The following is a 7341-nucleotide window of genomic DNA, read 5'->3' on the forward strand; positions in this document are numbered from 1 at the left end:
AAAATCATTCAGAAAGGTTTAGGCGGACATTTAAAGCTGACTCTTCAAGTTTAAGAAAAAGAAGTACTGGCTATAACAGCAAATTTGCACAAAAATGGCTGACGGTGGTTTACGTTAATTCATCAATTATTTAATTAATTTAGTGCAGTACGACAATGGTTTTGCAATTAATGCCATTTCTGCACAAATTCGCCAATCGTTAGCTGTAAGGTTAACTCGACAAACTCAAACAAAATTGAAATAAATAAGACACTAAATTGAAAATAGAGCTTATCAGATATGGAAATTGATATTAACAAAAGAACAATGAGCTTCTAAAGATTTAAACAAATAAATTATTAGCCATTTTATAACAAACCGACATTAAATAAATAATTAACTCAAAAGCATCGACAATGAAACTAAATTTTATTACCAATTTATTTAAAAAAAAATTAGTCGAAGACACTCATAAAACGACAAACGGTACAGAGCCAATTCGGACGCTTCAAAAAGGTCATTCAAAGGATTTTATTGAGAGCGGTAAATTAAATATGAATAAAAAAAAATACAATGATGCACTTGATGACTTTACAACTGCGATTGAACTTGACCCTGAAAGCATAACTGCATATTTGGAGCGAAGCCAAGCCAAAAAACAATTGAACGATAAAATTGGCGCAGATAAAGATATGGCAAAAGGTAGAAGACTACTTGAAAACTTAGACAACGGATTAAAAGCAAACGATGATGGAAATATAGCTTATGATGAAGGAGATTATAAAAATGCGATTAAATTTTACAATAAAGCTATTCCACTTATTCCAACAATTACGACAATTTATTATTATAGGGGATATTCAAAACAATGTTTAGGTGATTATGAAGGTGCTTTAGAAGATTACAATTATAGTATTGACCTTTGCGCATCAAATAGGGACCTTTCTTATTATCTGAGAAGCAAAATAAAATCCCGAAAACATAATGACAAGACGGGAGCTTTACAAGACTTAAACAAAGCAATTGAACTCAATCCAGACGATTCGGATTATTATTACAGTAGAGCAATTTTGGTTGACGATTATGATGCGTTACAAGACTTGAATAAAGCTGTTGAATTGTCTCCAAATGATGCTGATAATTATGTAGCTAGAAGTTTACGTAAAAAAGCCATGGAAGACTTAGAAAGCAGTATTTCCGATTTGACTAAATACATAGAACTAAATCCTAAAAATAGCTTATTGACTGTATGCGAAGCTTATACTTTGAGAGCGGGTATGAGAATGTTTCAAAACAATTTAGAAGCTTCTCTTCTTGACCATAATAAAGCTGTCGAGGTTGATAGTCTTAGTGAAAAAGCTATTTCAGATAGAGGTATTGTTAAGGATTTATTAAAAGACTATGAAGGAGCAATCAGTGACTTCGACAAAGCTATTAAGTTGAATCCTAAATACGCGGATGCTTATTATCATAGAGGTATAGTTAAACAAACAATAGGTTTAGAAGACGAAGGATTAGTAGATATTATCCATGCAAAATCACTAGGTTTTGTCGAATAAAATGAGAACTGGTGTACCTAATTCATATTTAACATATATATAGTTTTTCGCAGTTTAATATTTAAAAAGAAAATGACATCCATAATAAAACCGCTAAGAGCTATACTTTATCTTCTTTTATCAATTATCTTTATATCATTAATATATGCTGGATTCAGTTGGTTAATAGACAAAATATTCTTCGTACTAGGATATTTAATGAATATTATGAATATGATTTTCTTTTGGATGTTGTTCTTTGTTGTAGGTATAAGTATAATACTTGGAGCAATAAGCTTGTTTGGAAGAATATCTCATATGATTATCGGGATTACTACTTTATTATGTCCGTACAAAAAATTATCAATAATTACGTCAACCATTGTTGTAATATTTAACGCCATATTTTTGCTCCATTCATATTGGTTTGCAATGGAATTAAACTCAATATTTATAGTTATCTGTAACTGTATTATATCTATTCTTATAATATTCTTGTCTTTTGACATTGTAAATTCGACAAAATCGGCTAATGAAATATCAAGTAACTTCGACTTATAATAACTAAAAATTTATGGCTAATAACCCTACAGCTAACAGCAAATTTGTTCAAAAATGGCTGACGGTGGTTTAAGTTAATTCATCAGTTATTTAATTAATTTAGTGCGGTGAGACAATGGTTCTGCAAGCAATGCCATTTCTGCACAAATTAGCAAACCGTTATGGCTAATTGTACAACGACTGCTAATAAAAAAAGATGGAAACATTGTTAGGATTTTTAGGTGGACTTTTGATTGCATTAGTTCCTTATGTATGGAAGAAATATATTTCAAGACCAGAATTGACAATTGAAATTATTAAAGATGGAGGTTCAAGTGCACCAAAGGGATTAAGTCACAAAAATGTAGTTAATGAAGAGGGTTACATTGACAGCCATACAGCAATTAGGGTTTTTGAATTGACTTGGCGATTTCAAATTAAAATAACTAATAATTCAGAATTGACAGCTTTTTATCCTGAATTAACATTCAATCCAAACGGACCTAAGTTTAATTTAATGGATAAATTGAATTCGCTTCAACCAATTAAACCGACTGAAACAATTGTCCTAAAAGCTGAATATAGAATATTTGAAGAAAAAACTGGACAAGAGAGAACAGACATAGGACGACAAATGCCTGAAGAATTTGAACAATTAGGACTTTTATTAACATATCAAAGTCCACAAAAAACCATATTTCATACTCTTTTTGCTTTTAATGAAAAAACTAATAAGTTTATAAAGAGAAAGCCCAATGTGTATAAAAACAACTAGCCATAACAGCAAGTTTGTACAAAAATGGCTGACCTACTTAAAATAACTTTCTACAAATTAATTAAGTTTATGCAAGCTGAAATTGGTATTGCTTTAACGCCATTTCAGTACAAACTTGCAAAACGTTAACTGCAAATGTAAGAAGACCGAAAATACGACCATATCAAATCTGAATAATTGAAAGTGAATTTTATAAAATAAGACCTAGATAAAATTAAGTCTTAACAAATTAAACCAGTAACTAGCTCTAGTCTTAAATGAAACCGTTATATCCCAGCAACTTTAAACAAATTTTTATTCTATTCTTCCTTCCTTTACTTTTAGCAACACCTTTTTATGCTTTTTTAATAAAAATGGAATTAAGCAATGACCAAATTAATATAATATGTTTTTTACTTTGGACCAGTATTTTAATTGGACTATTTTTTTTCATTAGCAAGAGAAAAAAGCAGTCGATAAACTACCGATTTACCTTAAAGGGTAATCCGATTTTAGCGTTCTTAATCATAGTAGTCGTTAGTTTTGAAATTGGGATTAATATTCCTCTGGGTAAATTAATACATACTATTTTTTTTTCAGAAAGTCATCCAGGCAAAGGTTTTTCACCGTTTCTAATTATTGGTGCAGTATTTTTCGCTCCAATTTTGGAGGAATTTATTTTTAGGGGAATTGTATTAAGGGGCTTGTTAAGTCGCTATTCACCATTAAAGGCCATCTTAATCACAGGTATTTTATTTGGTTTAATCCATTTAAACCCAGCTCAGATACCTCAGGCCATCGTTTTGGGAATCTTTTTTTCTTGGGTTTATTACTTTACCAACAATCTAGCTGTTTGTATATTATTACACGCAGTGTCAAATGTTACATCATTAGGATTTCTCTACCTTATAAACAATATGTCGTTTTCCATGTGGTACATATTCTCTATTATCTTTTTCCTACTGTTTGTTTTTATTGTTAAGCTATTATATGATAAGGTTAAAAGAAACGAATTAATATATAACAATACAGAGCGCACAAAAGAAATACAAGTTCAATAAAACATCAGCAGTTAACAACAGGTTTAAAAAATTGCTGGCGAAGTGATTTATGCACCTTCATCACTTTTTACTAAATTTAGTGCGGGCAGACAAATTTCTTGCAAGTAAAGCCGCAAATTCTCAAACCTGCCAATCGTTAGCGGCAAAAATAAGAAACGACCGAAATTCGCAGATTAAAGGGTTTCAGGAATTAAATAAAGGCGGATGTTTTTAACGGACAGATTTTAAATCAACAGATTTTTTTGGCGAAAACGGGCATTTAAGAAGCAATCTTGTCCGTAAACCGACCTGGAATTTCGACGGGAAATTCGATTTTTTTTAGGAAAAGTCTTTTGAAAATATTTTCAAATGCAGTTGAATTCCTCACGTCTGAGTCTCTTGGAAAGTGAATATGAAATCGACAACGAAAAAATGGAAATAAAGCCTTTAAAAACAAACGACAACCTTGCAAAAGCTGTTGAATTCCTCACGTCTGTGGCTCTGAGAAGTTAATTTTAGAATGGAAAAAAGAATTTCTGCCGCTAACAACAGGTTTAAAAAATTGCGGGCGAAGTGGTTTTACCCCTTTCCACTTTTTTTATTTAATTTGGTGCGGGCAGACAAGTTTTTGCTTTCTATGCCATTACAACACAAATTCGCCAAACGTTAGCGGTAATTTTACCGAAAAATCTACCGAAATAAAACTGAAAATTCCATCATTTTTTATTTTGACAATGTTCCATTATTCGTTAACTTTGACAAATGAAAATTATAAGAGAAATCGTTTTTTATAAAGACTACTTCGACGACTTTTTTGAAACCTTAACCGACAAAGTAAAGGACAAAATTGACGAAGTGCTTTTTATGATGACAATTCTTGAACGTGTTCCGACCAAATTTTTTAAAAGTATTGAAGGCAAAAAAGGACTTTTTGAAATTAGGATTGAGTATGAAAGTAATATTTACAGAATATTTTGCTGTTTTGACAAGGGAAATTTAGTAGTTCTTTTCAACGGATTTCAAAAGAAAACCCAGAAAACGCCGACAAAAGAATTAAACAAGGCAGAAAAAATAATGGAGGAATATTTTAACGAACAAAAAGAAAATAAAAATGCAAACAAAAAATAAAAATATTAGAACGTTCGCTCAACATCTTGACAAAAGATATGGAGAAACTGGTACAAAAGAAAGAACAGACTTTGAAATCAAAGCCAAATCTTTTGCTATTGGAGAATTAATAAAAGAAGAACGTAAATTGGCTCAAATGACGCAAGAGCAACTTGCTGATAAAATTGGAGCTAAAAAGAGTTTCATTTCAAGAATCGAAAACGGACACAGCGACATCCAGCTTTCGACACTTTATAAACTTATCGAGTTTGGACTTGGGCGGAAAATAAACTTCACAATCCAATAAAAACTACCGCTAACATCGGCTTGGCAATATGGCGGGTTTCGTACTTCTATGAAACATTTGTGCAAGGTTCAAAAGCAGTAATTCTATTGAACTTTTGTGCTAAAAATCCGCCACATCACCAAGCCGCAAACCGTTATATGCAACCCTAACAGACGGCAGTGCAAACAACGAAACGATAGATATTAAATGCAAATAGACTTCATTGGACACGGACTTAATACGAACAACAAACTAAATGTTGGCGACCAGTTGGCGACTTCCTTTGGTAGTTCACACTTTGATAGTTTTATTGGTTTTGTTGCCTTTGCTGCAATTTCAGGCGTAAACAAATTGTTGCCTTCATTATTGACAGCTCAAAAAAAATATAAGAAACTTGTTTTTTTTGTTGGCGTTGACAACAAAGGGACATCTAAAGAAGCACTTGAATTGCTTTTAGAAAAAAATATTGAAACTTATATTTATCACAAGGACGCAGAACAAATAACATATCATCCAAAACTTTTTCTTTTTGAAGGTGGCAGACACACAAGAGTAATTATTGGTTCTTCTAACCTCACATATTCTGGCTTTTTAAACAACATTGAAGCATCAATACAGCTTGACTTCAAAACAGGAACAGACAAGCAAGGAAACAAACTTTTGAAAGAAGTAAAAAGTTATTTCGCAAACCTCATTGACCTTACTGACAAAAACGTTTTCAAACTTGACAAAGACCTAATTGAAAAATATGATAACGAAGGACTTTTGTATTCTCAAATTAGAACAGGAAAAGGCTCAACAGAAGAACAACCAAATGACGGTGAAAACCAGATGCAAAAATCAGTTACTGTTCCATTTTACACAGACGACTTTGGTGATGGACAAGAACTAACTGAACGGTCAATTTATGAAAAGAAAGTTAATGTAACGGCTAAGGATTATGAAGTATTTCCCCTTTTTCTAGAGCGTTATAAAATTTATAAAAGAGATGTAAGAACTTCTGGAGTTGTTTACAAAGACACGAAAGTTCCAGAAGAAATGGAGTTGTTAGTTTGGTATCAAAGAATGAAAGAACTTATTAAACACAGCGTTTTACCAGATGACCTTGCAATGCAGCTTATTGATGCAGAATTTCCAATTGAAAACGGATGGATAAATACTCAAAGAATGTGGTGGGATGTAAAATTTCAAAAGCTATTGGATTTTAAAGAAAAAGAGCAAAAGCATTTAGACTATACATATGTTTTACAAACAAAAATTCTTGATAGCCCGTATTTAGAATTAGGAAGATGGATTGCTCAACAAAAACAGAGAAGAAAAGGGCAAAACGGTTCTGCTTGGACAGATTACGAAGAAGAAAAAATGCAGTCCATAAATTATATGTGGGACGTTCCTGACTTTGGCGAGCACAACAAACCAAAAGATGATGAGTGGACAGACAGATTGGTAGAACTTGAAGAATATTATAGTGATAAAAACAACTATAAATCAATCCCCCACCAAAAATATAAGTTAGGAAAATGGTTAAACGACCAAATTACATTAAAGCTGAACCGCGACAGAGGGAATGTCAAAAAGATTTTACACCCAATAAGAGAAGCGATGCTCGGCGATTTATTATTGAAAAATGGTGTTGAATGGAAATGGCAAGAACAAAAAGAAAGAGAAGCTATTATCAATGGTCTTGCTAAATGGAAAGAATGGCAAAAAACGGTTGTAGGCAGACAACTTTCAGACGAGGAAAAAAAGTATCACAAAACAATTCAAGATTGGGTTTCGCAGACAAGATACAAGACCAAAAAATGGGAAGCTTGGAAAATAAATCTGTTAGTTAAAGCAGGTTTTCCAATTCCCAATAAGGAGAATATTAGCAAAGAACTATAGAAGGGCAGCATATAACAGCAAATTTGTACAAAAATGGCTGACAGTGGTTTAAGTAAGTTTTATGCTTTTTTATTTACTTTAGTGCGGGCTGAAAATGGTTCTGCAAATAATGCCATTTCTGCACAAATTTTCAAACCGTTACCTGTAATTGCTACTCAACTGGGTGTTTAAAAAAAGATAAAGTTTCGACCTTGAATTTCGGGTCGAGAAAGC

At 32.2% G+C, this 7341-nt stretch carries 6 protein-coding genes; all 6 read left to right on the plus strand.

Features of this window, described 5'->3' with window-relative positions; all coding sequences use genetic code 11:
- Positions 1 to 395: 395 nt before the first annotated feature.
- Positions 396 to 1538, plus strand: coding sequence for a tetratricopeptide repeat protein (locus tag I5M32_RS16310; RefSeq protein ID WP_200588210.1), 1143 nt, complete (start codon positions 396 to 398; stop codon positions 1536 to 1538).
- Positions 1539 to 2274: 736 nt separating this feature from the next.
- The gene (locus I5M32_RS16315) at positions 2275 to 2832 is read left to right on the plus strand and encodes a hypothetical protein (RefSeq protein ID WP_200588212.1); all 558 of its coding nucleotides are present in this window, start codon (positions 2275 to 2277) and stop codon (positions 2830 to 2832) included.
- 257 nt (positions 2833 to 3089) lie between these two features.
- Entirely contained in the window at positions 3090 to 3872 is a 783-nt protein-coding gene (locus tag I5M32_RS16320; RefSeq protein ID WP_200588214.1) for a CPBP family intramembrane glutamic endopeptidase, read from the plus strand.
- A gap of 741 nt (positions 3873 to 4613) precedes the next feature.
- Positions 4614 to 4979 carry a type II toxin-antitoxin system RelE/ParE family toxin gene (locus I5M32_RS16325; protein WP_200588216.1) on the plus strand — a complete coding sequence of 122 codons (366 nt, stop codon included), beginning with the start codon at positions 4614 to 4616 and terminating at the stop codon, positions 4977 to 4979.
- Positions 4963 to 5265: a helix-turn-helix domain-containing protein gene (locus I5M32_RS16330; RefSeq protein ID WP_200588218.1), complete on the plus strand. Its 303-nt coding sequence runs from the start codon at positions 4963 to 4965 to the stop codon at positions 5263 to 5265. The genes I5M32_RS16325 and I5M32_RS16330 overlap by 17 nt, the downstream gene beginning before the upstream one ends.
- 186 nt (positions 5266 to 5451) lie before the next feature.
- Positions 5452 to 7128, plus strand: coding sequence for a phospholipase D family protein (locus I5M32_RS16335; protein WP_200588220.1), 1677 nt, complete (start codon positions 5452 to 5454; stop codon positions 7126 to 7128).
- The last annotated feature ends 213 nt before the right edge of the window (positions 7129 to 7341 follow it).

It is taken from the genome of Pedobacter segetis (assembly GCF_016623585.1).
In the GTDB taxonomy this organism is placed as follows: Bacteria; Bacteroidota; Bacteroidia; order Sphingobacteriales; family Sphingobacteriaceae; genus Pseudopedobacter; species Pseudopedobacter segetis.

Excerpts from the sequence above, each read along its gene's own strand:
- I5M32_RS16315 (WP_200588212.1), top strand. The coding sequence starts at position 2,275 with ATGGAAACATTGTTAGGATTTTTAGGTGGACTTTTGATTGCATTAGTT.
- I5M32_RS16320 (WP_200588214.1), top strand. The coding sequence starts at position 3,090 with ATGAAACCGTTATATCCCAGCAACTTTAAACAAATTTTTATTCTATTC.
- I5M32_RS16325 (WP_200588216.1), top strand. The coding sequence starts at position 4,614 with ATGAAAATTATAAGAGAAATCGTTTTTTATAAAGACTACTTCGACGAC.
- I5M32_RS16330 (WP_200588218.1), top strand. The coding sequence starts at position 4,963 with ATGCAAACAAAAAATAAAAATATTAGAACGTTCGCTCAACATCTTGAC.
- I5M32_RS16310 (WP_200588210.1), top strand. The coding sequence starts at position 396 with ATGAAACTAAATTTTATTACCAATTTATTTAAAAAAAAATTAGTCGAA.
- I5M32_RS16335 (WP_200588220.1), top strand. The coding sequence starts at position 5,452 with ATGCAAATAGACTTCATTGGACACGGACTTAATACGAACAACAAACTA.